Below are 26,294 nucleotides of genomic sequence, written 5' to 3' on the forward strand. Positions count from 1 at the left end.
GTCAGCCGCAGCTCACGTCCGTGATCGTCCGCTGGTGGTCGACCCGGATCGTCAGCCGGTCCTCGCGGAAGTCGTCCGTCATCAGCTGTCCCGGCCAGGCGACGCGGATGGTCCGCGCGCCCGACAGTTTCTTGGCACGCGTCGGCACATGCCGGCGATACCGCTCGCCGACCAACGCCTCGGCGGGCGTCGCGTCGCACGGGGCCACCTCGTCCTGCGCCGGTGCCTGGGCCAGCATCAACAGCGCCACCAGCATCAGACCGCCTCCTCCGCCTCGTCACCCTGGCGCGTCATCGTCAGCTTGCCGTTCCTGACGGCAAACGCCAGCCGGCCCTCCACCAGGTCCAGCGCGTCGTGCCCGAACTGGTCGTAGCGCCAGCCCTGCAGCATGGGCAGGCCGTCCCGCATCCCGGCCGCCAGCGCCTCCAGCTCTTCGGACCGCGCCAGCAGGCGGGACGCGACGTCGACGTCGCGCGCCCTGATCTTGAGCAGCAGCTTGAGCAGGTCCGCCACCAGTGCGCCGTCGCGCCCCAACCCCGGCTTGCGATCCTCGCGCGGTGGCAGCTCGTCGTCCGCCAGCGGCTCCGCGCCGGTGATCGCGGCCATCAGCCGCGCGCCGATGTCGTTGCCCGCCCAGGTGGCGGACAGCCCGCGCACCTTGGCGAGATCGGCCTGGCGGCGCGGCGGGTGGCTGGCGAGATCGGCCAGCGTCTCGTCCTTGGCGATGCGCCCGCGCGGCAGGTTCTTGCCCTGCGCCTCCAGCTCGCGCCATTTCGCGATTGCCTTCAGCCGGCCCAGCACGTCCGGCTTGCGGCTGGGCACGCGCACGCGTTTCCAGGCGAGGTCGGGCTCGTTGGCGTAGTTGGCCGGATCAGCGAGGCGCTCCATCTCCTGGTCCAGCCAGGCACCGCGCCCGGTCTTGCGCAAGCGCTCCAGCATCTTCGGGAAGATGCGCGCGAGATGCGTGACGTCGCCGATGGCATAGTCGATCTGGCGTTCGTCGAGCGGCCGCCTGGCCCAGTCGGTGAAGCGCGCGCCCTTGTCGATCTGGATGCCGAGCCAGCTGTCGACCAGGTTTGAATAGCCGATCTGCTCGCCCTGGCCGAGCGCCATCGCGGCCACCTGCGTATCGAACAGCGGGTGCGGCGTCTTGCCCGTCAGATTGTAGACGATCTCAATGTCCTGCCCGCCGGCGTGGAAGACCTTGAGCACCTCCTCGTCGTCGACCATGAGGTCGAGCAGCGGCCGGAGGTCGAGGCCGGGCGCCAGCGGATCGACCGCCGCCGCCTCCTGCCCGTCCGACACCTGGATCAGGCATAGCTCGGGCCAATAGGTCGATTCGCGCATGAACTCGGTATCGACCGTGACGAAAGGGGCTTGGGCGAGTCGGGCGCACAGGGCGGAGAGCGTGGCCGTATCCGTGATCAGCGGCAGGATGTGCATGGGCCGGCCTTAACGCCGAAAATGCGACGAACAAGCTAACGGTCGATTTACCACGCCGTTCTAGGGCTATAGAGACCCTGATGCAGCCGCGAGGCGTGGTCCCGATACGGGACAGGCCCGATCGGGCTTTTTTTCGGGGCGGGGGGAGACATTTACCTCCGTTTAACGTAGTGGATGTCCCGACATCGAGGAATCGGTGGCAGGGCAGGTGGACTTCCATCGGTCCGTTTAGATTACCCGGGGCGAAGCGGGCTTCCTTCGTCTGCGTATCAGTTCGAATAGGGGACATATCATGAAGCGTTTTGCTCTTGCGGTTCTTGCCGCCGGCACGGCTCTGGCGGCCGCGGCGCCGGCCAGCGCTACCCTTTTTATTGGCGTGTCTGTTAACGGCGGCGCCATCAACCAGGTGGCGACGGATGGCGGCTCTGGGTCGGCTAACTACAACACCACGGCTGGTGGCTTCTTTTACAACGTCAGCGCGACCGGCGTTCCGCTCCTGATCTCGCCGCAGCTGCTGACTCAGTCAGTCAACATCATGTCCACCGGCGGCGTCGCATCGACGATCGACGTCTACATCACGCAGAACGATCTGACCTCGCTGGGCGGCGGGCTGCTGAGCACGTTCACGACCAACACCATCTCTGGCGCCACGGCTCAGCTGCGATCCTATTTCAGCGCGTCGGACATTCTGTTTGGTGGTACCCAGCTGCAGTCGGCGAACTTCACGTCGGGGCCGTCGACCTTTCAGGGCAGCAACCCCTTGACTGCGACTGGTCTGTTCTCGGAAACCGTCCGTTACACTCTGAACTTTTCGGGCGGCACCGGTTCGAACTTCAACGGGACTGCCAACCTCGCCGCTGTTCCCGAGGCGGCGACCTGGGGCATGATGATCCTGGGCTTTGGTGTGATGGGTGGCGTGATGCGCCGCCGGAAGACCACGGTCGCCTTCGCCTAATTCTAAGATCAGTGGACAAGAGGGGCGCCGGCCGCGAGGCCGGCGCCCTTTTTGCGTCAGCTTGCGCGGGCACGGCAGTCGCGTGCAGTGGTTTGCCCCGCTGTTCTCAAAGGCTCACGCCGATTGCGAACACCTTTTCAGCGGCTCTTTGTTGCATGTTCTGGATGACTACGGACGTGAAGTAGACTGCAACGAATTGTTGCAGTGCAAGATCATCGGTCGAGCAGAGGAACCCCTGCGTGCGGCATCGGCTTGCGCCTGGACCGCAGTCGCTTGCCGTTCATGTTTCATCCAAGGCAGCGCGCGCAGCGCGGTTCGTCCGCCACGGTGTCGTCGTCGCAATCCTGTCGGACTGATCGACAGATTTAACAGCGGCCTGTAAAGATTTGCGGCACCGCACAATTTATTCGACGAGCTGCGGAACCCTTTACCTCCTGTTTACTTAAGGAGATGCGGCCAAGTAGGTAGCGGGCGGTCTGCTGCTATTCGGTCGTACACGGGCATGAACGGCAGCTTCCCCATACTTCCTGCCGTTCTCGCTCTGTCTAGGGGACGACCATGACACGTATCGCTTACACTGCGCTGGCTTCTGGCCTGGCGATCGCCGTAGCTGCTCCGGCTGCCGCGGCACCCTTCATCAATATCGACACGGGCAGCGGCTCCTTCGGCAATCCGCAACTCAGCTGCACGACGGCCGCAACGCCCTGCGCCTTTTCGGACACGCTCACCTTCACGACTCCGGTCGGGTTCAACCTCGCTTCGCTGACCATCAGCTCGTCCATCGTCGGCAATGACGCCTCGACGGACGTAAACTTCGGGAGCGTCACCCTGAACGGGATCGCGTTCAATACCATCCTGACCGGGGCGACCGAGTTCCGCAATCTGCTGAACCAGACGCTCGTGGCGGGTGCCACCAACACCCTGGTCGTCAGCGGGCTGACCGGCACGAACGGCTCGTACGGCGGTTCGGTGTCGTTCGGCGCGACGACCCCGGCGGTGCCGGAGGCTGCGACTTGGGCGATGATGATCGGCGGTCTCGGCGCAGTTGGCGTCGTCATCCGCCGGCGCAAGGCGATGATCGCCGTCGCCTGAACGAAACCCATGCAATCGAGGCGCCGGTCGCAAGGCCGGCGCCTTTTGCGTGTCCGGGTGAGGACATCGCCGCTCGCGATAATGAATTACGAGGGCGGAGCGAACCTCAGGCTGACAAGGGACCGCCGGAGACCGTCTTGGTCACCGGCGTCTGTCAGGCTCGGCGGCGCTTGAGCCACGCAGCCGCGGGTTGACAAAGCGCCAGGGGGCGGGGACTGGCCCTCGTCACCTTCCGTCGGCTGTCTCCCAGGATCAATCGGGGCCGCGTGGTCGGGGATATCCGGATTCCGGCCGTTGCTGGAACGATGTACCAGAGTTCGATCCATGCACGCCTATCGCACCCACACTTGCGCCGCGCTCGACGCCGCCGCCGTCGGCACGACCGTGCGCCTGTCCGGCTGGGTGCATCGCAAGCGCGATCACGGCGGCGTGCTGTTCGTCGACCTGCGCGACCATTACGGCATCACCCAGATCGTCGCCGACGCCGACAGCCCGGCACTCGGCGCGCTCGAAGACATCCGGGTCGAGTCGGTCATCACCGTCGACGGCACGGTCAAGGCGAGGGCCGAGGCGACGGTGAACGCGAACCTCGCCACCGGTGCGATCGAGGTCTTCGCGCAGGCGGTCACGATCCAGTCGACGGCGCAGGAGCTGCCGCTGCCGGTCGCCGGCGAGGCGGAGTATCCCGAGGACATCCGCCTACGCTACCGCTTCCTCGATCTGCGCCGCGAGCGCCTCCACGCCAACATCATGCTGCGCGCCGAAGTGATCGCCTCGATCCGCCGGCGCATGATCGCGCAGGGCTTCACCGAGTTTTCGACGCCGATCCTCACCGCCTCGTCCCCCGAGGGCGCGCGCGACTATCTCGTCCCCAGCCGCGTCCACCCGGGCAAGTTCTACGCGCTTCCCCAGGCGCCGCAGATGTTCAAGCAGCTGCTGATGGTCGCGGGCTTCGACCGGTATTTCCAGATCGCTCCGTGCTTCCGCGACGAGGATGCGCGCGCCGACCGTTCGCCGGGCGAGTTCTACCAGCTCGATTTCGAGATGAGCTTCGTCACGCAGGACGACGTGTTCGCCGCGATCGAGCCGGTGCTGCATGGCCTGTTCGAGGAGTTCGCTGACTGGCAGGGCAAGAGCCGCCAGGTCTCGGCGCTGCCGTTCCGCCGCGTCCCCTATCGGGAGTCGATGCTCCGATACGGCAACGACAAGCCCGACCTGCGCAACCCGATCCTCATCGCGGATGTGAGCGACCACTTCCAGGGCTCCGGCTTCGGCCGTTTTGCATCGGTCGTCGCGGGGGGCGACGTGGTCCGCGCCATCCCGGCTCCCGGCACCGCGGAGCGCAGCCGCAGGTTCTTCGACGATATGAACGCCTGGGCGCAGTCGGAAGGGTTCGCCGGTCTGGGTTATGCGACGCGCAAGCGCGGCGAATGGGGCGGCCCGATCGCCAAGAACCATGGCGAGGACAAGATGACGGTGATGGCCGACGCGCTCGGCCTCGGCCCCGACGACGGCCTGTTCTTCGCCGCCGGCCCGGTCGCGCAAGCGACAAGACTCGCCGGCCTCGCCCGCACCCGCGTCGCCGAGCAGCTCGGGCTCATCGACCCCAAGCGCTTCGAGTTTTGCTGGATCGTCGATTTCCCGATGTTCGAATATGACGAGGATAACAGGAAAGTCGATTTCAGCCACAATCCCTTTTCGATGCCGCAGGGCGAGCTGGCGGCGCTGGAGACCAAGGACCCGCTCGACGTGCTCGCCTATCAGTATGACATCGTCTGCAACGGGGTGGAGCTGTCCAGCGGCGCGATCCGGAATCACCGGCCCGAGATCATGTACAAGGCGTTCGAGATCGCCGGATACAGCCGCGAGGACGTCGACCGCGATTTCGCGGGCATGATCAACGCGTTCAAGTTCGGCGCGCCGCCGCACGGCGGCTCGGCGCCGGGGGTGGACCGGATGGTCATGCTGCTCGCCGACGAGCCCAATATCCGCGAGGTCATCACCTTCCCGATGACGCAGAAGGCGGAGGACCTGATGATGGGCGCGCCCGGTTTCGTCTCGCCCAAGCAGCTGCGCGAGCTCAACCTGCGCTCGACGGCCGAGGCGAAGAAGGATCCCGACAAGGCCGTTGCGCCCGGCGCGGGTTGAGTTTCATGGTCGCCAGACTGCCTGCGCGGTCAGGAGAGCGACGCCACGCGCCCGCACCGCTGTGCGATGTCGGCGCGCGACAGCGCGCGGGAGAGCCACAGGCTGCTCGCTGCGCTGACGGTCGCCGGCTCGCGCGCCCGACAGGCGCGGGCGAGCGCAGCCTTCGCTTCGTCGCCGCGCCCCGCCAGCGCGGCGATCTGGGCGACACGGAACCACCCGGCGTACTCTTGGTCAGCATCGCGAAGCATCGCCGCTTCCATCGCCGCGCGGGACGGGGCCGCGCGCCACCGGGCGATCTGCGCCAGCCCGGCGGCATCGCCGCGCAGCCGCGCCACGGTCGCCGATTCCCGCAGGAACTCGTCCGCGCGGTCTTCGAATAGGGCGATTTCCGCGAGCGAGCGATGCGGGCTGACCGCGTCGGGCTGTTCACGCGTCAGGCCGTGCAACGCCGCCAGTCCCTCAGCCCGCCGTCCGGCGACGTACAGGATCAAGCCCCGGTCCGCGAGCACGGCGGTCGCGGTCGGATCGAGGTCGCGCGCGATGCCGATCTCGCGCACCGCCGCCGGCGCCTCGCCATTGGCGAGCAGCGCGGTCGCATACCAGTGATGGGTGAGCGCGTCCTCCGGCCTGAGCGCGATCGAGCGCGCGAACTCGCGGCGCGCCTCGGTGCGGTCCTGCCGCCACCAGAAGGCGATGAACGCGAGCGCGCGGTGCGCCTCGGCCGACTGGGGCGACAAGGCGACCGCCGCCCGCGCCGCCGCCTCGGCGCGGGGATAGGCGTCCGCGTCCAGCATCGAGCCATATTCGCGCAGCAGCAGGAAGCTGTTCGCCAGACCGACATAGGCGGTGGGCACGCGCGGATCGTGGCCGATCGCGTCGCTATATTCGCGGACGGCGCGCGTGAGGCTCTCGCGGGTGCGCAGGTTCCAGTCGTAACTGGCCTGAAGAAACAGGGCCTTTCCGGCCGGATCGGTGAACACCGGCTCGGCCGGGCCGCTGGCGGCAGGGCGCGGCAGCGTCAGCGCGCCGAGCGCGATCAGCAGCGCGCCGCCGACGACCAGCCCCGAAGCGATCCAGCGGCTGTGCCACAGCCGAGGCGGTGACAGCCGCGCGAGCGGCGGGATCGCCGGGATGATCGCGACCGGCGCGGCAGGGGTCGCCGCCGCGCGCGCGCGGTCGGCGGCGAGCCAGGCGTCGATCTCGTCGGGCAGCGCATAGACCGTTCCGCGCCCCGGCCCCGGCGCGCGGTGGACTGGCAGCCCGCGCGCCGCCGCCCAGCGCATCGCGGTGCGCTCCTCGCGCCGCAGATAGGCGGCGATCGCCTTCCAGCCGTTCAGCATCAGCTACGCCTTCGACCCGCTTGAGGACGCACGTGCCGGGCTGGCGTGGCCATCGCCGCCGACCTGGTCCATTTCTACGGCAGCATCCAACTCCTCGCCGGATCGTCAATCCCCGATCGACCATCGGCCCGGGTCTGTCCCGTTCTGGAACCGACATGGGGATGTCGGATCGGTGTCGGGACTTGTCAGATGACGAGCCGGTAAACCCGCCGTTAAGCCCAAATCACTCCAGCGATGAGGGATCAACCAGTGAAAGCAACTTCATATTGGCTCGGAGCGGCGCTTACGCTCGCGACGGGCCTTGGCGCGGCTCAAGCCCAGGCTCAGACGATCAGCAACGGCGGCTTTGAGGGTGGGCCGGGACGATTTGACAATCAATCCGTCGGGGTGGGCAGCACGGCCATTCCCGGTTGGACGATCGTCAACGGGAGCAACAGCACGACCGGTGGCGGCAAGGAGATCGCCTGGCTGGGCGATGGCGCCTATGGTTTCAACACACCTTTCGGCACCGACTATCTTGACTTGACAGGCTATAGCGGCAGCACCGGCGACAGCGGGGTGTCGCAGACGATCGCCACAGTCGTGGGCGGAGCCTACACGCTGAGCTTCTATCTGGGCGGCATGCAGGGCTATGGCCCGATCTCGGCGAACGTCTATGCCGGATCGCAATTCGCAACGATCAGCGATCCGATCACCAACGGGATCGCGGCCGGGTCCACGCTGTGGACCCAGCAGACCTTCAGCTTCGTCGCGACGTCGATCAATACGACCGTGTCGATCATCGGCAACAACTCCGGGCAGGATTTCATCGGGCTGGACAATGTGTCGATCTCCGGCGAGGTCGTCTCGCCTGGCGCCGTTCCCGAGCCGGCGAGCTGGGCGATGATGATCATGGGCTTCGGGATGATAAGCGTCGGGCTGCGTCACCGGCAGCGCGGGACGAAGCTGCGTTATAGCTGAAATTTATCGTCCTGGACCGCCTGGCCGGCTGAACCTCAGCTCAGGCCGGCCAAGGCGGTCCAAAGCGGTTGGTCTCTTTCTCCTGCCATGCCATCAGCCGCATGGCGCCGGAGGAAGGGGCATGCTCGAAGATCAGCTCGCCCCCGCGTCGCCCACGCCGCTCACCCGCAGCCTGGGCGTGCTCGGCGTTCTGTTCCTCACGCTCTCCGTCACTACGCCGGCCTCGTCGGTGTTCGTCATCGTCCCCGGCATGCTGCAGGAGGCGGGAACGGGCGCGGTGTGGGCGACGATCATCGCCGGCGTCGTCTGCATCGCCACCGCCTATATCTATGCCGAGCTGGCGTCCGCCTGGCCGGTGGCGGGCGGCGAGTATGTCATGGTCGCGCAGACGCTGGGGCCGCTCGCCGGCTTCGTGATGCTCGGCGTCAACGTCTTCAACAACCTGATCTTCCTGCCCGTCGCGGGGCTCGGCGTCCGCGCGGTGCTGGCGAGCGTCATTCCCGGCCTGCCGCAGGTGCCGACCGCGATCGCGGTGGTCGGACTGGCGACGTTCTTCGGGCTGCTCGACATCCGCGTCAACGCCGTCGTCACCGGCGCCTTTCTGATGCTGGAAGTGGTGCTGCTCGCCGCAGTGTCGGCGCTGGGGCTGGTGCACGCGCAGCGCAGCCCGCTCGCCTTCCTCGCCGCGCCGGTCGGTCCGGGGGGAAGGCATGTCTCGCTCGCCGCGATCGGCGTCGCCGCGTCGATCGCGATCTTCGCGTTCAACGGCTATGGCGCGGCGATCTATTTCGGCGAGGAGATGCGCGAGGCGCCGCGGTGGATCGCGCGCTCGATCCTGCTCGCGCTCCTCTACACGCTGCTGCTGGAGGGCGTGCCGCTGGTCGCCGCGCTGATCGGGGCCGTCGACCTGAAGCCCCTGTTCGCCTCGGCCAACCCGTTCGGCGACGTCGTGACCGCGCTGGCGGGCGAGCGCGCCGGGCAGGTGGTCGCGCTCGGCGTCGCACTCGCTGTCGTCAACGCGCTGATCGCCTGGGTGCTGGCCTGCGCGCGCTTCTTCTACGGCACGGCGCGTGACGGCAGCTGGGGGCGGCCGCTCGACCGCTGGATGACGGCGATTCACCCGCGCTGGGGATCGCCCTGGCTCGGCACACTGCTGGTCGGCGGGGTCGGCATGGCGCTCTGCCTGCTGCCGCTCCGGCTGCTGGAGGTGTGGAGCGGGGCGGGGCTGATCGCGATCTATGCCGGTATCGCGGTCGCGGTGGTGATCGGCCGCCGCACCGGCAGGACGGGCGCGGCCGGGTATCGCATGCCGCTCTACCCGCTCGCGCCGGTGGTCACGCTGATCGCATTGGCGCTCGTCACCTGGGCGACCTGGCTCGATCCGGACGAGGGCCGCCCGGCGCTGATCGCCACTGCCGCGCAGATCGCGCTGTCCGCCGCTTATTATTGGTGGGCGCTGCGTCCCCGAGGCTGGACGGTGACCATCCCGACATGATCGTCACGCCGGCGTGAACCCCCCCGACCCGTCCAGCACCCTGAGCTTGCCGTCGGCGATCGCGAATACCGCGCCGTGGATCGTCAGCCGGCCCGCGTCCACCCGCTCGCGCACGAACGGAAAGGTCATCAGATTGGCGATCGAGACCTTCACCGCTTCCTGCTCCAAGGCCTGCTGACCCTCAGCGCCGGTGCCGTGCTCGGCCGCCACGCGGTCCCGCGCTGCGTCGAGCATGGCGATCCAGCCCGCCACGAACCCGCCTTCGCCCGGTGGCGCATCCTCCAGGCTGCGGCTGAGCGCCGCCTGCACGCCGCCGCAGGCGCCATGGCCCAGGACGACGATCTCCTCGACGCCCAGCTTGGTGACCGCAAACTCCAGCGCCGCCGACACGCCGTGCCGTCCGCCGCCCGTCTCGAACGGCGGCACCAGCGCGGCGACGTTGCGGACTACGAACACCTCGCCCGGCCGTGTGCCGAAGATCGTCGCCGGGTCCACCCGGCTGTCGGAGCAGGCGATGACCATCACCTTGGGCGATTGCCCGCCCGCCAGCTCCTGCCAGCGGTCGCGCTCCGCCAGCCAGTCGGTGCCGCGGAAGCGATAATAGCCTTCGATCAGGTCTGCGAAGGGCGTCATCGGGAGAAAGCCTCGTTGTTTCGGGAAGGGGCGGTCGCTATCTGCGGGGCATGAACGACATGACCCCGCTGGCGGCTCCGGCCCGGGCGCGCAAGCCCGATTGGATCCGCGTCAAGGCGCCGACCGGCCAGGGCGTCGCCGAGACGCGGCAGCTGATGCGCCGCCTGGGCCTGGCCACCGTCTGCGAGGAGGCGGCCTGCCCGAATATCGGCGAGTGCTGGACCAAGAAGCACGCGACGGTGATGATCCTCGGCGACACCTGCACGCGCGCCTGCGCCTTCTGCAACGTCAAGACGGGGATGCCGCGCGCGGTCGATCCGCTCGAGCCCGAGCATGTCGCGGTCGCGGCCGCCGAGCTCGGCCTGCAGCACATCGTCGTCACCTCGGTCGATCGCGACGACCTGCCCGACGGGGGCGCGAGCCAGTTCGTCAAGGTCATCGAGGCGCTGCGCCGGAACACGCCCATGACGACGATCGAGATCCTCACCCCGGATTTTCGCAACAAGGCGCAGAGCGCGGTCGAGCGCATCGTCGCGGCGCGGCCGGACGTGTACAACCACAATCTGGAGACCGTGCCGCGGCTCTACCCGACCATCCGGCCGGGTGCGCGCTACTACGCCTCGCTGCGGCTGCTCGAATCGGTGAAGCGGCATGATCCGTCGATCTTCACCAAGTCCGGCGTGATGATGGGCCTGGGTGAGGAGCGGCTGGAGGTCCATCAGGTCATGGACGACATGCGCTCGGCCGACATCGATTTCCTCACCATGGGCCAGTATCTTCAGCCGACGCCGCGCCACGCGAAGGTCGCCGAGTTCGTCAGCCCCAAGGCGTTCGACGCCTATGCCGCGATCGCGCGCGCCAAGGGGTTCCTGCTCGTGGCCGCCTCGCCGCTGACCCGGTCCAGCTACCATGCCGGCGACGATTTCGCCCGGATGAAGGCCGCGCGCGAGGCGCAGCTGGCCTTATGATCCTCCCCGGGACGGGGAGGGGGACCGCTCGCAGACGGCGAGTGGTGGAGGGGGCTCCGGAGAGAGCGGATCACCCGGCACGGGCCCCGCTCCACCATGCTTCGCATGGTCCCCCTCGCCGTGCCGGGGAGGATTGCATGGGGCGGGCGGGCTAGTGCCCCAGCACAGCGAAACGCGGCATCTGCCCTATACGGCGGAGCAGATGTTCGACCTCGTCGCCGATGTGCGTCGCTACCCCGAGTTCCTGCCCTGGGTGATCGCGATGCGCGTCCGCCAGGATGGGCCGACGGAAACGCTGGCCGACATGATCGTCGGCTTCAAGGGGTTGCGCGAGACGTTCACCAGCCGCGTCGCCAAGGCGCGTCCCGGCAGCGTCCATGTCGATTATGTCGACGGCCCGCTCAGGCACCTGCGCAACGATTGGCGGTTCCGGCCGGAAGGGGCAGGGTGCGCAGTCGATTTCACCGTCGACTTCGCGTTCAAGAACCGGGTGTTCGAGCTGCTCGCCGGCCAGGTCTTCGGCCAGGCGTTGCGCCGGATGATCGGCGCGTTCGAGACGCGCGCCGCGCAGCTTTACGGCAGCAGCAGTTCCAGCGCGCACAGCGCCGCCTGAAGCCGCACGCCGCCGCGGCCCAGGTCGCCGAAGTCCTTGCGATCGGCATGCACGTCCGCCGGGTCGCCGCTACGGACCGCTCTCGCGAAGACGACCGTGCCGACCGGCTTGCGCTCGCTGCCGCCGCCCGGCCCGGCGACGCCGGTGATCGCCACCACCACGTCGGCGTTGGTCTTGGCGAGCGTCTGCTGCGCCATGCTCCAGGCGGTTGCGATCGAGACTGCGCCGAACGTCTCGATGACGTCGGAGCTGACCTTCAGCATCCCCGCCTTCGCCTCGTCCGAATAAGTGACGAACCCCGCCTCGAACACGTCCGACGAGCCCGGCAATTCGGTCAGCGCCGCCGAGACCAGCCCGCCCGTGCAGCTCTCCGCCACCGCGATGCGGCGGCCCGCGGCGCGGTTCGCCGCCAGGGTGCGGCGCGCGGCCTCGACCAGCTCGGACGGCAGGATCGTGTCCATCACGGCGCCTCCGCGGGGCAGAGCGGCAGGCCGGCGATCGGGCCCTTGCCGCCGGGCGCGGGCTGCTGCGCGGCGAGGTAGCCGAGCGTGGTGACGATCACGCCTGCCGTGTTGCGCGGCGGCAGCGGCGCGAGGAGCGTCACCAGCCGGTCGACGGTCGGGCAGTCCTTGGTCGCGATCCGCCCGACGATCAGCGGCGCGACCAGCGAGGTCAGCAGCGGCCGCGCGAAGGCGGAGCCCAGCAGCGCATCCGCCTGCGGATCGCTCAGCTTGACGATCGCCGCCCGCGCCGCCGGCCAGGCGCGATCGGCTTCGGCGTCGTAGCGCCCGAGCAGCGGCCCGGCGGTTTGGCGGAGCAGCGCCGTCGCGGGCAGCGCCGCCGCGCACGCGACGCCGGCCTGGCGCAGCACCTCCGGCAGCGCGACCAGCGTCACGGCCTCCGCCTCGGACGCTGTCAGGCAGGGCCGCGGCGGCTGGGCGGGGGAGGCCAGCGCGGCGGCGAGCAGCAGCGTCCTCACGTCCAGGCTCCCGGCAGGCGCACCGTCGCCGACGCCTGACAGGCGATGCCTTCGCCGCGGCCGGTGAAGCCGAGCCGCTCGGTGGTCGTCGCCTTGATGCTGACCCGGTCGGGCGAGAGGTCGAGCAGCGCCGCGATCCGCGCCTGCATCGCCGCGCGGTGCGGCCCGATCTTGGGCGCCTCGCAGATCAGCGTGAGGTCGACGAAGGCGATCCGGCCGCCGCGTTCGGCGATCAGCCCGGCGGCATGAGTGAGGAACTGGTGCGAGGCCGCGCCCTTCCACTGCATGTCGCTCGGCGGGAAATGCGTCCCGATGTCGCCCGCCGCGATGGTGCCGAGCAGCGCGTCGGTGAGCGCATGGAGCGCTACGTCGGCGTCGGAATGGCCGGACAGCCCGCGATCGTGCGGGATCAGCACGCCGCCGAGCCACAGCTCCTCGCCCGCCTCCAGCCGGTGGACGTCGAAGCCCGTGGCGCTGCGCCACTCCCAGCCGGCGCGCGCTTCGGCAGCCGCGAAGTCCGCGGGGTTGGTCACCTTCTCCAGCACCGGATCGCCCTGCACCAACGCCACCACCTCGCCAAGCCGGCGCACCATCTGCGCGTCGTCGGTCGCCTCCTCGGCCGCGTCCCAGGCCGCGTGAGCGCGGCGCAGGACGGCGGCATCGAAGCCTTGCGGCGTCTGAACGCGCCAGAGCCCGTCGCGTCGCACCATCTCGCCCAGCGTCGCATCGCCGCGAACCAGCGTATCGGCGAGCGGCAGGGCGGGGGTGACGCCCGCCGCCCTATCCAGCGCTGCCAGCACGCGGTCGATCACGGCCGCCGGTACGAACGGCCGCGCTGCGTCATGGACCAGCACGCGCTCGGCCGAGATCGCCGCGAGGCCGTTCGCGACCGACTCGCGCCGCGTCGCGCCGCCGGTGGCCAGCCGCACCGGCCCGCACGCGTCCCGCGCCCGTTTCTCCTGGCCGGAAGCGACGACGACCACCACCTCGTCCACCGCCGGATGCGCGGCGAATGCGCGCCAGCTGTGCGCGACCATCGGCAGCCCGGCAATCGGCGCGAACTGCTTGGGCACGGCTCCGCCCGCACGGCTGCCCGAGCCGGCGGCGACGATGATGGCGGCAACGCTCACCCGCGCCCGCTACCCGCTCGCCGCCCTGGCCGCCAGCCTTGCTGCCCGGGCGAGGCGTGGATACAGGCCGCGTCGGTCATGTCCACGCTTGCCCCTCTCCAGATCGGCCCGGCCGGCGCCAAGGGCGTCCGGATCGAGACGCCGGTGATCCTGGCGCCGATGACGGGCGTCACGGACCTGCCGTTCCGCCGGCTGGTCCGCCGTTACGGCTCCGGGCTGAACGTGACGGAGATGATCGCCAGCCAGGCCGCGCTCCGCGAGACGCGCCAGTCGCTCCAGAAGTTGGCCTGGGACCCGAGCGAGGAGCCGGTGTCGATGCAGCTGGTCGGCTGCACGCCCTACGAGATGGGCGAGGCGGCGCGCCTGGCGGAGGATCGCGGCGCGGCGATCGTCGACATCAACATGGGCTGCCCGGTCCGCAAGGTGACGAACGGCGACGCCGGCTCGGCGCTGATGCGCGACCTGACGCTCGCCGGCGGGATTGTCGACGCGGTGGTGAAGGCGGTCCGTGTTCCCGTCACGCTCAAGATGCGGAAGGGCTGGTGCCATGACAGCCTCAACGCGCCCGAGCTCGCCCGGGCGGCGGAGGGTCTGGGCGTGACGATGGTCACCGTCCACGGCCGCACCCGCAACCAGATGTACAAGGGCTCGGCCGACTGGGGTTTTATCCGCCGGGTGAAGGAGGCGGTGGCCATTCCCGTCATCGCCAACGGCGACATCTGTTCGATCGAGGACGCGGAGGCGGCGCTGGCCCAGTCGGGCGCGGACGGCGTGATGATCGGCCGCGGCAGCTATGGCCGGCCCTGGCTGCTCGGCCAGGTGATGGAGTGGTTCCGCAGCGGCCGCCGCGTGCCGGACCCGAGCCTGGACGAGCAGTATCGCACGATCGCCGCCCATTATGATGCCATGCTGTCGCATTATGGGACGGTGACCGGCGTCAACATGGCGCGCAAGCATATCGGCTGGTACACCAAGGGGCTGCCCGGCTCGGCCGAGTTCCGCAACGCGGTCAACCAGGAGCCGGATCACCGCCGTGTGCAGGCGATGCTCGCGGAGTTCTACGCACCCTGGCGACAGCGTGCCGCCGCCTGATCGGCCAATCGTTAACGCGTTGCCCTCTGCCCACCATTATGTGCTTTCCCTGCAACAGGTGACGCTGTAGCGGGACGGGAATGACGTCGGTGTCGTTCGCGGAAGCCCGCCCGGAGGAGCACGCCTCCCGGCTGGCGCTAACACCTGTCGGACGCGCGCTGGCGGTGACGGTGATCGTCGCGATCGCGACCGGCAGTTATATCCTCATCAGCCGGCAGAGCGCGACACCCAGCCTCTACAACCCGCTCCTGATCGCGCTGATGCTGGTCGCGAACCTGCTTGCCGGCTCGGCGTTGCTGGTGCTGGTCGGCCGCTGGCTGGCGCGGCGGCGCGCAGCGCGGACGGTGGGGAGCGGGGGGCAGCTGCACGTCCGGCTGGTGCTGCTGTTTTCGGTGATGGCGGCAGTGCCGATGCTGCTGGTCAGCATCGTCGCGTCGCTGCTGTTCCAATACGGCGTACAATTCTGGTATTCGGACCAGTCGCGCGCCATGCTCGACGGCGCCGCGTCACTCGCGCGCGACAATTATCAACGTACCGTGTCGCATTGGGGAGAGACCGCGACGTTGGCGGCGGGCGACATGGCCGAGGCCTTGCGCCGCACCAACCTCGACGATCCGAGACTGCTGCAGTTCTTCGGGCAGCAGCAGGTTTATTACCGCGGCCTGTCGGACGGCATCCTGTTCACGGTCTCGCCGGCGGGGCTCGTACGCACGCACCTGATGGTCAACCCCGACGGGATCGATGTCGCGCACGAGCTGACGCCGGCCCGCCTCGCGCGGCTGCGGACGCGGCGGACCACCATCGTCACGGTCAAGCGCAACCAGATCACCGCGCTCGCCGCGCTGCCCGGTTTCACCGACACTTACCTGTTCACCGCCACCGACGTCGACATGCAGACGGTGACCGATCAGCTCCGGCGCGGGCAGGCGATCCAGGACAGCTATCGCAACCTGCTGGCGAAGGGCCGTTCCATCCAGCTGCGCTTCAACGCCGCGCTGCTGCTGCTGTCGCTGCTGATCGTCGGGCTGGCGGTGTGGATCGCGCTCACCGTCGCTGACCGCCTCGTGCGGCCGGTCGCGGAGCTGGTCGGCGCCGCCCGGCGGGTGGAGGGCGGCGACCTGACCGCGCGGGTACCGGACACCCGCGCGCGCGACGAGGTCGGAACCCTGTCGCGCACCTTCAACCAGATGACCGGTCGCCTGCAGGGCCAGACGGAGGCGCTGGAGCAGCGCCGCGCGCTGATCGAGGCGGTGGTGGGCGGCGTGTCGGCCGGCGTCGTCGCCACCAGCGCCGATCGGGTCATCTCGCTCGCCAACGCGCCCGCCGCGCGGCTGCTCGCGTCCGCGGAGCCGGTCGGCCGCGCGCTCGCCGACGTCGCGCCCGAGCTCGACCGGCTGGTGCTGGAGAACAGCCGCGAGGCGATCGTCGAGGTGGGGCAGGAGGGCGAGACCCGCACGCTCGCGGTCCGGCTCCAGCGCACCGCGGCGGGCGCGATCCTGACCTTCGACGACATCACGCAGCAACAGCTCGATCAGCGCCGCGCGGCCTGGGCGGACGTGGCCCGGCGCATCGCGCACGAGATCAAGAACCCGCTCACCCCCATCCAGCTCGCCGCCGAGCGCCTCCAGCGCCGCTATGGGGCGAAGGTGGAGGCGGGGGACGTCACCTTCGCGCGGCTGACCGAGACGATCGTACGCCAGGTTGGCGACATTCGTCGCATGGTCGACGAGTTCTCCTCCTTCGCGCGGATGCCCAAACCCATGTTCCGTGACGAGCTGCTGGTCGATATCGTCCGCCAGACGCTGTTCCTGCTCGAAGTCGCGCATCCGGGCGTGCGCTTCACGCTCGACGTGCCCGATCCCGCCGTGCACCTCGTCTGCGATCGCCGCCTGCTCGGCCAGGCGCTGGGCAACGTCGTCAAGAACGCCGTGGAGGCGATCGAGGCCAAGGGCGGGGAGGGCGAGGTCGCCGTCACCGTCGAGCGGCAAGGCGCCCGCATGGTGATCGCGATCAGCGACACCGGCGTTGGACTACCCGCCGACCGCGAGCGCATCGTCGAACCCTATGTTACCCATCGCCCGCGCGGCACCGGTCTGGGGCTCGCCATCGTCAAGAAGATCGTCGAGGAACACCATGGCATGATGACGTTTTCCGATCGGCCGGGTGGTGGCGCGGTGGTGACCCTGGCGTTCGATGTCGCCGCGCTCGCGACGCTGGAGATCGGCGAAGATCACGACGACGCAGGCGAGGGCGCGGTCGCCCAGCTTGCCCGCAGCCGGAGCTGACCGCATGGCGCTCGACATCCTCGTGGTCGACGACGAGCAGGACATCCGCGAGCTCGTCGCCGGTGTGCTGGAGGACGAGGGTTATCAGACCCGCGACGCCGCCGACAGCGACGGCGCGCTCGACGCCATTGCCGCCCGCCGTCCCAGCCTGGTGCTGCTCGACGTGTGGCTCGCCGGCTCGCGTCTCGACGGGCTTGAGCTGCTCGACGAGATCAAGCGGCGCGATCCGTCGCTGCCGGTGCTGGTGATCTCCGGCCACGGCAACCTCGACACCGCCGTCGCCGCGATCCGCCGCGGGGCCGCGGACTTCATCGAGAAGCCGTTCGAGGCCGAGCGCCTGCTGCTGATGGTCGCGCGCGCGACCGAGACCGAGCGGCTGCGACGCGAAGTGGCGTCACTGCGCGTCTCGGCGGGGCGCGATGTCGATCTGACCGGCAGCTCGGCGGCGATCAATGCCGTGCGCGCGACGCTGAAGCGGGTCGCCGCCACCGGCAGCCGCGTGCTCGTCACTGGCCCGGCCGGCGTCGGCAAGGAGGTCGCCGCCCGCCTGCTACACGGCTGGAGCCAGCGCACCGATGCCCCGTTCACCATCGTTTCGGCGGCGCGAATGACACCCGAGCGCGTCGAGGAGGAGCTGTTCGGGCTGGAAGAGGCAGGCGATCTCGTCCGCCCCGGCCTGCTCGAACAGGCCCATGGCGGCACCTTGTTCCTGGACGAGATCGCCGACATGCCGATCGCCACCCAGGCCCGCATCCTGCGCGTGCTGACCGACCAGAGCTTCACCCGCATCGGCGGCGCCCGCGTCGTCAAGGTCGACGTCCGCGTCGTCTCCGCCACGTCGCGGGATCTCATGGCGGAGATCGCCGCGGGCCGCTTCCGGGAGGACCTGTATTATCGCCTCAACGTCGTCCCCGTGGCGGTGCCATCGCTTGCTGATCGGCGGGACGACATCCCCGCGCTCGTCCAGCACTTCACCGCCCATTATGCCTCCGAGCGCCGCGTGCCGACGCCGGAGATCGCGCCCGACGCGATGGTCGCGCTGCAGTCCTACGACTGGCCCGGCAACGTCCGCCAGCTGCGCAACGTCGTCGAGCGCACCATCATCCTCGCGCCCGGCGACCGCATCGGCCGCATCGACCTGGATCTGCTGCCTGCCGAGGTGCTGGGCGGGCAGGGCCATGTGGGCGGTGCCGGCGCGATCATGGGGGCGCCGTTGCGCGAGGCGCGCGAGAGCTTCGAGCGCGAGTATCTCCGCGTCCAGATCCGTCGCTTTTCCGGCAACATTTCCCGCACGGCGAGTTTCATCGGCATGGAACGTTCGGCGCTGCATCGCAAATTGAAGCTGCTCGGTATCGCCGATAGTAGGGACGACTAGCCGTTCCCGCTGGGAACCATCCGACGCCGGGAACCGGCGCATCGCGGGGCACGACCCGCCAACAAGAAGGGCAATCCATGGCCGACAAGCAGACCTCGCTGCAGGACCTGTTCCTGAACCACGTGCGCAAGTCCAAGACCCCCATCACCATGTTTCTGGTCAAGGGCGTCAAGCTTCAGGGGATCGTCACCTGGTTCGACAATTTTTCGGTGCTGCTGCGCCGCGATGGCCAATCGCAGCTGATCTACAAGCACGCGATCTCCACCATCATGCCCGCCGGCACGTTCGACGCCGACGCCGTGACCGGCACGCTCCCCGAAACGACGCGCAAGCCGCTGCTGCAGGACATCTTCCTGAATGCGGTGCTCCGCTCTGATGACAGCGTGACGATGTTCCTCATCAACGGGGTCATGCTCCAGGGCTACATCGCCGGCTTCGACCTGTTCTGCATGCTGCTCACCCGCGACGGCATGGCGCAGCTGGTCTATAAACACGCGGTGTCCACCATCCAGCCGGCGCGGCCGCTCAGCCTCGCCGACGAGCCGGACGAGGTGGAGGAGGTTTGAGCCAGGGCCTCGAACGCGGCGGTTTCGAGCGGGATCGGGGCGAGTTCGCCCGCGGTGCGCGGGCGCTGGTCGTGCTGCCGGATCGTGGCGACACCCGGCGCGATGCGGAAGCGCGGCTGGCGGAGACGGCGGGGCTTGCCGATGCGATCGGGCTGGTGGTCGCCGAGCGGATCGCGCTGCGCGTCCGCGCGCCGCGTCCGGCGACGCTGATCGGCACCGGCCAGATGCAGCAGCTGGCCGATCGGGTGCGGCAGGAGAACGCGACGCTGGTCATTTTCGACGCCGGCCTCACGCCTGTGCAGCAGCGCAACCTGGAGACCGGGCTCGCGGCCAAGGTAATCGACCGCACCGGCCTGATCCTCGAAATCTTCGGCGAGCGCGCCGCCACCGCCGAGGGGCGGCTGCAGGTGGAGCTGGCGCACCTCGACTATCAGGCCGGTCGGCTGGTGCGCAGCTGGACGCACCTGGAGCGGCAGCGCGGCGGCTTCGGCTTCCTGGGCGGTCCGGGCGAGACGCAGATCGAGGCCGACCGCCGCCTGATCCGCGACCGCATGGCCCGGCTGCGTCGCGAGCTCGACCAGGTCAGCCGCACCCGCGGCCTGCATCGCGACCGCCGTCAGCGCGCGCCCTGGCCGGTAATCGCGCTGGTCGGCTACACCAATGCCGGCAAGTCGACGCTGTTCAACCGGCTGACCGGGGCCGACGTCATGGCCGAGGACCTGCTTTTCGCGACGCTCGATCCGACCTTGCGGCAGATCGCGCTGCCCGGCATCGAGAAGGCGATCCTGTCCGACACGGTCGGCTTCGTCTCCGACCTGCCCACGCAGCTCGTGGCCGCGTTCAAGGCGACGCTGGAGGAGGTCGTTTCGGCCGACCTGCTGCTGCACATCCGCGACATCGCGCACCCGGATTCGGATGCGCAGCGATCGGATGTGGAGACGGTGCTGACCGAGATCGGCGTCGCGCCGGAAACGCCGCGGATCGAGGCCTGGAACAAGCTCGACCTGCTGGAGCCTGAGGCACGCACGGACATGCTGGCCGAGGCGGCGCGCCGTCCGGACGTGGCCGCGATGTCGGCGCTGACGGGGGAGGGTGTCGCGGCCCTGATGGCGGAGATCGCCGCCCGGCTTACGGCGGATCATCGCAGCTATACCATCGCGCTCGATCCAGGTGATGGCGCGGGCGCCGCCTGGCTTCACGAACACGGCGAAGTGCTGGACCAGCACGAGGAGGAAGGGCGGCTCGTCTATCGGGTGCGGCTCGCCGAACGCGATTTCGCCCGCTTCCGCCAGCAGGCGGCAACGCCTGACGATGAGGGTTAACCTCCAGTCAGCATCTTCGAGGTAGAGCCGCCACGACATGGCCACCCGCGTGCCGTTCTACCGCGCCTGCTCGCTTCGCTTAACCGCTGACCAGAGGGTCTCCTTGCCGTCCAGATCGAGCGAAGCGAACGCGTCGCCGGCCTGAGCCTCCATGGCGCGGAAGCGTCGTTCGAACTTGGCGCTCGCATCCCGCAGGGCGGTTTCCGCATCCACGCCCAGGTGTCGCGCCCAGTTGACGACCGCGAACAGGAGATCGCCAATCTCTTCTTGCACGGCATCCTCTGGAGCGCCGGCGACTTCTTGTAATTCCTCATCGATCTTCGCGCGCGGCCCGCTCGCGTCGGGCCAGTCGAAACCGATCCGCGCAGCCCGGCGCTGCAGTTTCTCCGCGCGCTGCAGGGCGGGCAGGCCGATCGCCACCCCGTCCAGCGCGCCGGTCACACCCCGGGCGCGGCGTTCCTCCGCCTTGACGCGTTCCCAATCCGCGTGGCCGATGCCGGGATCGGCGAAGATGTGCGGGTGTCGCCGCTCCATCTTGTCGCCGATCGCGGCGGCCACGTCAGCCAGCGCAAAGGCGCCCGCTTCCTCGGCGATGCGGCTGTGGAAGACGACCTGCAGGAGCAGATCGCCGAGTTCGTCCTTGAGGTCCACCGGATCGTCGCGTGCGATCGCGTCGGCGACCTCATAGGCCTCCTCGATCGTATAGGGCGCGATCGTCGCCCAGGTCTGCGCCACGTCCCATGCGCAACCGTGCTCGGGATCGCGCAACCGCGCCATGATTTCGACCAGTCGCTCGATGGCCGCGGTGGGGGAGCCCGCCCCGTCAGCCATGTCTCAGACCGATAATAAGCATTATGTAAAACTCTGCGGATGGTGTGGTGTCAACACCAGCGTCCGCCCCTCCACCCGCCAGCTCTTCAGCCGCGACAGGAAGTTCATGCCGAGCACGTCGGTGTCGCCGAAGGCCGGCGACACCAGCACCGGCAGATCGCGCGCGGCGACGTTGCCCAGCCGCAGCTCCGGTACGGTCGAGGTGTCGGCGGAAATCTGCCCGTTGGCGGTCTGGATCAACAGCGGAAAGATCGGCTTGTCGACCTTGAGCCCGGCGGCCGCCGCGGTCTCGGTCGAGACCGCGGTGATCGTCGCGCCGCTGTCGATCAACATCCGCCGCTCGACGCCGGCAATGCTGACCTTGGCCCAGAAATGTCCGTCCGCATCCATCGCTATCCGCACCTCGCGGCCGACGACCTGCTGATCGTTGAGCTTCAGCGCGCTGGCGATCCGCGCCATGTACGGATCGAACCTGCCACGCTGCGCGATGATGACCAGCAGCAGCGCCATCAGCCCGGCCCAGCTGACCAGCATCGTGAGGATGCGCAGCAGCGGCACCCGCCGGGCGATGAGCGCCGAGATCGGCAGCACCAGCAGCAGCGCATAGATCAGAAGGTCGCCATGGGCGAACGTCACAGCGCAAACTCCAACCCGTCGAAACCCGGTTCGACTCCGGCGGGGAGCGACCGGGCGAGCCACCGATAATCGAGCGAATGGTCCATGTGAATGAACGCTGCCCGGGTCGGGCGCAGCTCCTCGATCCAGCCCAGCGCCGTCTTCACCGTGGGGTGGCTCGGGTGCGGCGCATGCCGCAGGGCATCGAGCACCCATACGTCCAGCCCCGTGTAGAGCCGACGCATGGCGGGCGTAAGCTCATGGAAATCTGTAGCATAGCCCGCCGCCTTGCCACCGGCCTCGAAGCGCAGGCCGACCGAGGTGATCCGACCGTGCGGCTGATCCACCGTCGCGATCGCCAGCCCGCCGATCATCAGCGTTTCCGGTAGGGGTCGGATGTCCACCACCGCCGGATAATCTTGCCGACCCTGAAAGATATAAGCGAATCGCGCCTGCAACGCGGCGAGCACGTCCGGCCGTGCAAAACCGATCACGGGCCGACCGAGCGCGTGGAAGACCTGCCGAAGATCATCGATGCCGTGACAATGATCGGCATGATCGTGCGTCCAGATCACCGCGTCTACCGTCGCCACCGCTGCCGTCAGCAATTGCTCGCGCAGGTCCGGGCTGGTGTCGATCAACACGCGGGCGCCGTCGTGCTCCACCAGGATGCTCGCCCGGGTGCGTCGGTTGCGCGGCTCGGCTGGATCGCACGCGCCCCAGTCCGGGCCGATCCGCGGCACGCCCGACGACGTTCCCGATCCCAGAATGCGCAGCTTCACGCCGCCGTCTTGGCGAACAGCCGGTGGAAGTTCGCGGCCGTATAGTGCTGAAGCTCGTGCACATCCTCACCGCGCAGCGTCGCCAGGAACGCCGCCGTGTCGGCGACGAACGCCGGCTCGCCGGTCCTGCCCCGGTGCGGCACGGGCGCGAGGAACGGCGCATCGGTTTCGATCAGCAGGCGATCGGCCGGGATGCGGGCGGCGGTCGTCTGCAAGTCACGCGCATTCTTGAAGGTCACGATACCCGAGATGGAGATGAAGAAGCCCAGTTCCAACGCCTTGTCCGCGAACGCTCCCGAGGCGGTGAAGCAGTGGATCACGCCGGCATAGTCGCCCTTCCCCATCTCGTCCGCCAGGATCGCGGCGGTGTCGTCCTCGGCGTCGCGGGTGTGCACCACCAGCGGCACGCCCGCCTCGCGCGCCGCGGCGATGTGAGCGCGGAAGCTCGCCTGTTGCCGCCCACGGTCGCTGTGATCGTAATGGTAATCGAGCCCGCTCTCGCCGATCCCGGCGACGCGCGGGTGCCGCGCCCGCTCGACCAGCCTCGCAGTATCGACGTCCGGGTGCTGGTCGGCTTCGTGCGGATGGATGCCCACCGTCGCCCAGACGTCCGGCTCGCACTCGGCGGTCGCGAGCACCGCGTCCCACTCGCTCTCGCGCGTCGCGATGTTGAGCATGGCGGTGACGCCGCGGGCGCGGGCGCGTTCCAGCACGGCCTGCTGATCCTCGACCAATCCCTTGTAGTTCAGGTGGCAATGGCTGTCCGCGAGCATCAGGCCGCCGCCTCCGCCGTCAGCTCCATTCTGGGAAAGATGGGGCTCGGCGCGGCGATGCGGAAGCCGCTCGCCGCCTGCCGCGCGTACCAGCCGTCGTCGTCCGCCGCCGCATGGTCGCGCGCCGCCGCCCCGATCTGGTCGAGCACCCTCCCCGCCGCCTCGGGCACGATCGGCAGGATGGTGATGGCGAGCATCCGGATCGCGCGCACCAGCGTGCCGAGCACGGCGTGCATGCGTTCGGGATCGCTCTTGCGCAGCGCCCAGGGTGCCTCCGCATCGATATAGGCGTTGCAGGCGAATACCCCACGCAGCCACGCCTCGACGCCCTGCGACAGCATCAGATCGGCGAACGCGGTGCGAAAGCCGGCGCAGGCCACCACGACTTCCTCGATCAGCACGCCATCGGCGTCAGCGATCTTGCCCGCGTCGGGAAAGACGCCGTCGAGGTTCTTGGCGATGAACGACAAGGTGCGCTGGACGAGGTTGCCGAAGCTGTTCGCCAGCTCGGCATTGACGCGGGTGACGATCGCGTCGGCCGAGTAGCTGCCGTCCTGCCCGAAGCTGACCTCGCGCAGCAGGAAATAGCGCAGCGCATCGACGCCGAACAGATCCGCCAGCTGGATCGGGTCGACGACGTTCCCGACCGACTTGGACATCTTCTCGCCGCGATGGAGCAGGAAGCCGTGGCCGAAGACACTGCGCGGCAGGGCGATGCCCGCCGACAGCAGGAAGGCGGGCCAGTAGACCGCGTGGAAGCGGACGATGTCCTTGCCGATCAGGTGCAGGTCGGCGGGCCAGAAACGGCCTTCCGCCGTCTCGCCAGGCCAGCCGGTGCCGGACAGGTAATTGGTCAGCGCGTCGACCCAGACATACATCACGTGCCCCGGGCTGTCCGGCACCGGCACTCCCCAGTCGAAGCTGGTGCGCGAGACCGACAGGTCGGCCAGGCCACCCTCGACGAACCGCACCACCTCGTTGCGCCGGCTGTCCGGCCGGACGAAGTCGGGATTGGCCGCATACAGGTCGAGCAACGGCTGCTGGTAGCGCGACAGGCGAAAGAACCAGGTTTCCTCCGCGGTCCACTCGACCGGCGTGCCCTGCGGCGAGAGCCGGTCGTCGCCCTCCCCGGTGAGCTCCTTCTCATCGTAGAAGGCCTCGTCGCGCACCGAATACCAGCCCTCGTAGCGATCCAGATACAGGTCGCCATTCGCCGCCATCCGGCGCCACAATTCCTGTGTCGCCGCATAGTGCTCGGGCGCGGTGGTACGGAAGAAGCGATCGTAGGAGATGCCGAGCCGATCGGCCATGTCGCTGAAGTGCGCGGCCATCGCGTCCGCGAACGGCGCGACCTCCTGCCCCGCGGCGCGCGCGGCCTGCACCATCTTCAGGCCATGCTCGTCGGTGCCGGTCTGGAAGCGCACGTCGCGCCCCGCCTGTCGCTGGAAGCGCGCGACCGCGTCGGCGGCGATCATCTCATAGGCGTGGCCGATATGCGGGCGGCCATTGGGATAGTGGATTGCCGTAGTGATGTAGAAGGGCTCGGCCATGCGCCCCGCCCTAACAGGTCGCCGCGCGCGGCTGAACCGCTTTCAGCGCGCGAGCGAGGCCACCAGCCCGGCCATTTCCCACACCGTCGCCTGCGGATCGAGCGACAGGCCGAGCGCTGCGCCGGCGAGGTCGCGCGCGCGGGCGTGAAGGTCGAGCGCGTCGGCGAGCGGCGGCCCGGTGCAGACCTTCGCCGCTTCCGCCAGGAAGGCGGGCGCGCGCTCCAGAAAAGCCTCGTAACGCGGCTGCGCTGCCTTGGGCGCGAGCGCCCGGCCGAGCGCGGCGCGCTGCGCATTGTCGGCGTCGCCATCGGCGGCGATGGCGCGGATCGCGCGGTCGAGCCCCGCCACGTCCAGCCCCGCATAGCCGAGCGCGCGTCCAGGCGAGCCCTCCCCCGCCCGGACCAGCGCCGCGATCTCGTCGGCCGACAGCGTCGGATCGGCGCGGCGGATCACCTCACCCATGCCGTCGTCAGGCAGCGCGGCGAAGCGCAGCAGCCGGCAGCGCGAGCGGATCGTCGGCAGCAGCCGGCCGGGCGCGTGGCTGACGAGCAGGAACACCGTGCCGGGCGGCGGCTCCTCCAGGTTCTTGAGCAGCGCGTTGGCGCCTTCCCGCTCCAGATCGTCGATCGCGTCGATCAGGATCACGCGCCGAGGCCCCAGCGAGGTGGCGAGCCCCAGGAACGGCTGCAGTGCGCGGACCTGATCGACCTTGATGCTGCGCGCCAGCCCTGCTTCGGGCTTGTCGGCGTCGCGCGGCAGGCGGGCGAGCAGCCGGAAGTCGGGGTGCGAGCCGGCCGCGAACAGCGCCACGGCAGGATGCGCGTCGGGCACCGCGAGGCCGGGCGGCAGCCCGTCCCGCCGGTGCGATTCCGCGAGCAGGCGCAGCGCGACGGCGCGGGCGAACGTCGCCTTCCCGACGCCCCCGGGACCGGCCAGCAGCCACGCATGATGCAACGCGCCGCCCGTCAGCGCCGCCGCGAACGCCTCCCGCGCGGCAACATTGCCGACCAGTGACGTCATGGCGCCGCAGCGGTCGACATCACAGCAGCCCCGTCAGCCCCGCCCAGGCGCGGCCGAAGAACCCCGCCTTGCCGACCGCCCGATCGGCGACGAGCGGCAGGTGCTGCTCGGGGAGATCGGGGCTGGTGATCACCAGGTCGGCGACATGCTGCCCTTTGGCGATCGGCGCCTTGAGCGGCCCGTCATACACCACCTTGGCGTGCATCTCCGGCACCGCGCCGGCGGGAAGCGTAACGGCCAGCGGCTTGTCGGTCGTCAGCCCCACCTTGCCCGCGTCGCCCAGCTGCACCTCGGCGTCGGCGACATGGCGGCCGGCAGCGACCACCG

General features: G+C 69.3%; 24 protein-coding genes and 2 pseudogenes (1 of these 26 running past the window's edge). 12 read left to right on the forward strand and 14 right to left on the reverse strand.

Annotation, left to right across the window (positions count from 1 at the left end; all coding sequences use genetic code 11):
• Position 1: 1 nt before the first annotated feature.
• Positions 2 to 256: an I78 family peptidase inhibitor gene (locus ACFE64_RS00085; RefSeq protein WP_375390401.1), complete on the reverse strand. Its 255-nt coding sequence runs from the start codon at positions 254 to 256 to the stop codon at positions 2 to 4.
• Positions 256 to 1,443 (reverse strand): ribonuclease D, encoded by a 1,188-nt coding sequence (gene rnd / locus ACFE64_RS00090; protein ID WP_375390402.1) that lies wholly within the window; start codon positions 1,441 to 1,443, stop codon positions 256 to 258. The genes ACFE64_RS00085 and rnd overlap by 1 nt, the downstream gene beginning before the upstream one ends.
• 292 nt (positions 1,444 to 1,735) lie before the next feature.
• Here rnd and ACFE64_RS00095 point away from each other — a divergent pair, with 292 nt between their 5' ends.
• From ACFE64_RS00095 to aspS, 3 genes are all read left to right on the forward strand, one after another.
• Entirely contained in the window at positions 1,736 to 2,398 is a 663-nt protein-coding gene (locus ACFE64_RS00095; RefSeq protein WP_375390403.1) for a PEPxxWA-CTERM sorting domain-containing protein, read from the forward strand.
• Positions 2,399 to 2,956: 558 nt separating this feature from the next.
• Entirely contained in the window at positions 2,957 to 3,490 is a 534-nt protein-coding gene (locus tag ACFE64_RS00100) for an FxDxF family PEP-CTERM protein (protein WP_375390404.1), read from the forward strand.
• A 324-nt stretch (positions 3,491 to 3,814) separates the two neighbouring features.
• A complete protein-coding gene (aspS, locus tag ACFE64_RS00105) occupies positions 3,815 to 5,638 on the forward strand; it encodes an aspartate--tRNA ligase (RefSeq protein WP_375390405.1) in 1,824 nt (607 codons plus the stop codon).
• Positions 5,639 to 5,667: 29 nt separating this feature from the next.
• Here aspS and ACFE64_RS00110 read toward each other — a convergent pair whose 3' ends face one another.
• Entirely contained in the window at positions 5,668 to 6,978 is a 1,311-nt protein-coding gene (locus tag ACFE64_RS00110; protein WP_375390406.1) for a tetratricopeptide repeat protein, read from the reverse strand.
• 234 nt (positions 6,979 to 7,212) lie between these two features.
• Here ACFE64_RS00110 and ACFE64_RS00115 point away from each other — a divergent pair, with 234 nt between their 5' ends.
• Together ACFE64_RS00115 and ACFE64_RS00120 are read left to right on the forward strand one after the other, a co-directional pair.
• A complete protein-coding gene (locus ACFE64_RS00115) occupies positions 7,213 to 7,938 on the forward strand; it encodes a PEPxxWA-CTERM sorting domain-containing protein (RefSeq protein WP_375390407.1) in 726 nt (241 codons plus the stop codon).
• Between the two features lie 121 nt (positions 7,939 to 8,059).
• Positions 8,060 to 9,433: an APC family permease gene (locus ACFE64_RS00120; protein ID WP_375390408.1), complete on the forward strand. Its 1,374-nt coding sequence runs from the start codon at positions 8,060 to 8,062 to the stop codon at positions 9,431 to 9,433.
• Positions 9,434 to 9,436: 3 nt separating this feature from the next.
• Here ACFE64_RS00120 and ACFE64_RS00125 read toward each other — a convergent pair whose 3' ends face one another.
• The gene (locus ACFE64_RS00125) at positions 9,437 to 10,066 is read right to left on the reverse strand and encodes a carbonic anhydrase (RefSeq protein WP_375390409.1); all 630 of its coding nucleotides are present in this window, start codon (positions 10,064 to 10,066) and stop codon (positions 9,437 to 9,439) included.
• Positions 10,067 to 10,116: 50 nt separating this feature from the next.
• Here ACFE64_RS00125 and lipA point away from each other — a divergent pair, with 50 nt between their 5' ends.
• Both lipA and ACFE64_RS00135 read left to right on the forward strand, forming a co-directional pair.
• Positions 10,117 to 11,034 (forward strand): lipoyl synthase, encoded by a 918-nt coding sequence (gene lipA, locus ACFE64_RS00130; protein ID WP_375390410.1) that lies wholly within the window; start codon positions 10,117 to 10,119, stop codon positions 11,032 to 11,034.
• 154 nt (positions 11,035 to 11,188) lie between these two features.
• A complete protein-coding gene (locus ACFE64_RS00135; RefSeq protein WP_375390411.1) occupies positions 11,189 to 11,647 on the forward strand; it encodes a type II toxin-antitoxin system RatA family toxin in 459 nt (152 codons plus the stop codon).
• On the opposite strand, the gene ACFE64_RS00140 is transcribed toward ACFE64_RS00135, so the two are convergent.
• From ACFE64_RS00140 to ACFE64_RS00150, 3 genes are read right to left on the reverse strand one after another with little or no spacing between them, the layout of a single operon-like run.
• A complete protein-coding gene (locus tag ACFE64_RS00140) occupies positions 11,608 to 12,108 on the reverse strand; it encodes a CinA family protein (protein ID WP_375390412.1) in 501 nt (166 codons plus the stop codon). The two genes, ACFE64_RS00135 and ACFE64_RS00140, sit on opposite strands and share 40 nt — an antisense overlap.
• Complete coding sequence (locus ACFE64_RS00145; RefSeq protein WP_375390413.1) at positions 12,108 to 12,626, reverse strand: hypothetical protein; 519 nt, start codon at positions 12,624 to 12,626, stop codon at positions 12,108 to 12,110. Before ACFE64_RS00145 ends, ACFE64_RS00140 begins: the two co-directional genes overlap by 1 nt.
• Complete coding sequence (locus tag ACFE64_RS00150) at positions 12,623 to 13,756, reverse strand: bifunctional 2-C-methyl-D-erythritol 4-phosphate cytidylyltransferase/2-C-methyl-D-erythritol 2,4-cyclodiphosphate synthase (protein WP_375390414.1); 1,134 nt, start codon at positions 13,754 to 13,756, stop codon at positions 12,623 to 12,625. Before ACFE64_RS00150 ends, ACFE64_RS00145 begins: the two co-directional genes overlap by 4 nt.
• A 78-nt stretch (positions 13,757 to 13,834) precedes the next feature.
• On the opposite strand from ACFE64_RS00150, the gene dusB reads away from it, so the two are divergent.
• The 5 genes and pseudogenes from dusB (at position 13,835) to hflX (ending at position 20,396) form a co-directional block, all read left to right on the forward strand.
• Entirely contained in the window at positions 13,835 to 14,848 is a 1,014-nt protein-coding gene (gene dusB, locus ACFE64_RS00155; protein WP_375390415.1) for a tRNA dihydrouridine synthase DusB, read from the forward strand.
• 80 nt (positions 14,849 to 14,928) lie between these two features.
• Positions 14,929 to 17,133 carry an ATP-binding protein gene (locus ACFE64_RS00160; protein ID WP_375390416.1) on the forward strand — a complete coding sequence of 735 codons (2,205 nt, stop codon included), beginning with the start codon at positions 14,929 to 14,931 and terminating at the stop codon, positions 17,131 to 17,133.
• A gap of 4 nt (positions 17,134 to 17,137) precedes the next feature.
• The gene (locus ACFE64_RS00165; protein WP_375390417.1) at positions 17,138 to 18,508 is read left to right on the forward strand and encodes a sigma-54-dependent transcriptional regulator; all 1,371 of its coding nucleotides are present in this window, start codon (positions 17,138 to 17,140) and stop codon (positions 18,506 to 18,508) included.
• 62 nt (positions 18,509 to 18,570) lie between these two features.
• Positions 18,571 to 19,074: pseudogene (gene hfq / locus ACFE64_RS00170) on the forward strand (RNA chaperone Hfq); the annotation flags it as partial.
• Positions 19,071 to 20,396 (forward strand): GTPase HflX, encoded by a 1,326-nt coding sequence (gene hflX / locus ACFE64_RS00175; protein WP_375390418.1) that lies wholly within the window; start codon positions 19,071 to 19,073, stop codon positions 20,394 to 20,396. The pseudogene hfq and the gene hflX, both read left to right, overlap by 4 nt.
• 57 nt (positions 20,397 to 20,453) lie before the next feature.
• Here hflX and mazG read toward each other — a convergent pair whose 3' ends face one another.
• The 7 genes and pseudogenes from mazG to ACFE64_RS00210 all read right to left on the reverse strand — a co-directional run.
• The gene (mazG, locus tag ACFE64_RS00180; protein WP_375390419.1) at positions 20,454 to 21,227 is read right to left on the reverse strand and encodes a nucleoside triphosphate pyrophosphohydrolase; all 774 of its coding nucleotides are present in this window, start codon (positions 21,225 to 21,227) and stop codon (positions 20,454 to 20,456) included.
• Positions 21,228 to 21,248: 21 nt separating this feature from the next.
• Complete coding sequence (locus ACFE64_RS00185) at positions 21,249 to 21,863, reverse strand: TIGR02281 family clan AA aspartic protease (RefSeq protein ID WP_375390420.1); 615 nt, start codon at positions 21,861 to 21,863, stop codon at positions 21,249 to 21,251.
• Positions 21,860 to 22,624 (reverse strand): MBL fold metallo-hydrolase, encoded by a 765-nt coding sequence (locus ACFE64_RS00190; protein ID WP_375390421.1) that lies wholly within the window; start codon positions 22,622 to 22,624, stop codon positions 21,860 to 21,862. Before ACFE64_RS00190 ends, ACFE64_RS00185 begins: the two co-directional genes overlap by 4 nt.
• The gene (locus ACFE64_RS00195; RefSeq protein WP_375390422.1) at positions 22,621 to 23,397 is read right to left on the reverse strand and encodes a TatD family hydrolase; all 777 of its coding nucleotides are present in this window, start codon (positions 23,395 to 23,397) and stop codon (positions 22,621 to 22,623) included. Before ACFE64_RS00195 ends, ACFE64_RS00190 begins: the two co-directional genes overlap by 4 nt.
• Positions 23,397 to 24,947, reverse strand: coding sequence for a methionine--tRNA ligase (gene metG, locus ACFE64_RS00200; protein WP_375390423.1), 1,551 nt, complete (start codon positions 24,945 to 24,947; stop codon positions 23,397 to 23,399). Before metG ends, ACFE64_RS00195 begins: the two co-directional genes overlap by 1 nt.
• Positions 24,948 to 24,989: 42 nt before the next feature.
• The gene (locus tag ACFE64_RS00205) at positions 24,990 to 25,967 is read right to left on the reverse strand and encodes a DNA polymerase III subunit delta' (protein WP_375390424.1); all 978 of its coding nucleotides are present in this window, start codon (positions 25,965 to 25,967) and stop codon (positions 24,990 to 24,992) included.
• 19 nt (positions 25,968 to 25,986) lie between these two features.
• Positions 25,987 to 26,294 (reverse strand): annotated as a pseudogene (locus ACFE64_RS00210) (D-alanyl-D-alanine carboxypeptidase family protein); it runs 861 nt beyond the window's last position.

Origin of the sequence: uncultured Sphingomonas sp. (assembly GCF_964250165.1) — a bacterium.
Classification (GTDB): Bacteria; Pseudomonadota; Alphaproteobacteria; order Sphingomonadales; family Sphingomonadaceae; genus Sphingomonas.